We start from the raw sequence: 1,418 nt of genomic DNA, 5'->3' as shown, positions 1-1,418 counted from the left end.
AGACGGACAGGCGAAGCCCCATGCCCATGTGATGCTGTCCACGCGGCGGATCGAAGTCAGAACCGGAGAGGCTGTGCATGGAAGACGAGACGGAATCCCGCATCCTGAACGAGGCGGCAGGGGCGCATATGACCTCGCGCCGGATCCTGGACCTGATGGAGCAGAAAGGGGAGGACGATCCGCTCAAGCTCATGATCCGTCTGCTGACAGAGATCCGGGAGACGTAGCGTGGCATCCTGCTGAAGCTCTCGACGCTAGAGAAGCGCTTGCGACGTCTGGAAGAACAGCGCGACTGATTGCTGCGGCACGGTTGCGGCATGGAGGCCTGGAGCAGGGTCTGCCTTCCATCGGGTTCGGTGCGAAAGAGCGTTCGTGGAATGACAGGGATCTGCTGCTGACGTGGCGGGAGCGGTGGGCATCGCTCGCCAATGAACGGCTGGCCGAGCTGGACCTGGATGTGCGGATCGATCATCGGTCGTTTGCCGCACAGGGGATCGACCTTGAGCCACAGAACAAGATCGGACCCGCAGGGTCACGCCGGCCGGAGCGCGGTGAACCGTGTGAGCGGGTTGCCGACCATCTGGAGATCGCACGGCGCAATGGGGAAAGGTTGCTGGCCGAGCCGCATGTGGCGCTGGAGGCGCTGACGCGACAGCAGAGCACATTCACCCGTCAGGACCTGGCGCGGTTCGTGGACCGGCATACGGCGGATGCAGAACAGTTCAGTGCTGTCATGGTTCGGGTGGAGGCGTGTCCGGAGCTGGTCGCCCTTGGGAAAGACGGGCATGGGCGGGAGCGGTTCTCCACGCGCGCGATGATCGGGGTCGAGCAGCGTCTGGAAGAAGCGTCGCTCGCGATGGGGCAGTCCCAGGGGCATGCGGTGCCGCTGGCGGTGCGTCGGGCGGCGATGGCGCGGGACGGGCTTGGGGACGAGCAGGCGCTGGCGGTGGGCGAGGTCACGAAGTCCCGCGACCTGTCCGTGGTGGTCGGGTATGCCGGGACGGGGAAGAGCACCATGCTGGGTGTCGCCCGCGCGGCATGGGAAGAGGCCGGGTACCGGGTGCGCGGGGCGGCGCTGTCGGGGATCGCGGCGGAAGGTCTGGAAGCGGGGTCCGGGATCGAGAGCCGGACGCTGGCCTCCCTGGAGCGTGCGTGGGCGCGTGGGTTCGACCTGCTGGAGCGCGGGGACGTGCTGGTGGTGGACGAGGCCGGCATGGTGGGGTCACGGCAGATGGAGCGGGTGCTCTCAGCTGCGCGGGATGCCGGGGCCAAGGTGGTTTTGGTGGGCGATCCCGAGCAGTTGCAGGCGATCGAGGCTGGTGGTGCGTTCCGGGCGGTGGCCGAGCGGGTCGGGTCTGTGGAAATCACCGCCGTGCGCCGGCAGCGTGAAGGCTGGCAGCAGGCGGCCACGAAGGAGC

General features: G+C 67.6%; 1 protein-coding gene. It reads left to right on the top strand.

The genetic code is table 11. The features are described 5' to 3' along the window. Positions 1-31: 31 nt before the first annotated feature. Positions 32-1,418, top strand: a 1,387-nt coding sequence (locus GEU01_RS21785) for an AAA family ATPase (protein ID WP_232272659.1), incomplete at its 3' end; no start/stop codon positions are given.

Origin of the sequence: Komagataeibacter europaeus LMG 18890 (assembly GCF_000285295.1) — a bacterium.
Taxonomy (GTDB): Bacteria; Pseudomonadota; Alphaproteobacteria; order Acetobacterales; family Acetobacteraceae; genus Komagataeibacter; species Komagataeibacter europaeus.
Note: the sequence above shows the minus strand (reverse complement) of the source record. Positions and strands in the feature narration are given on the sequence as shown.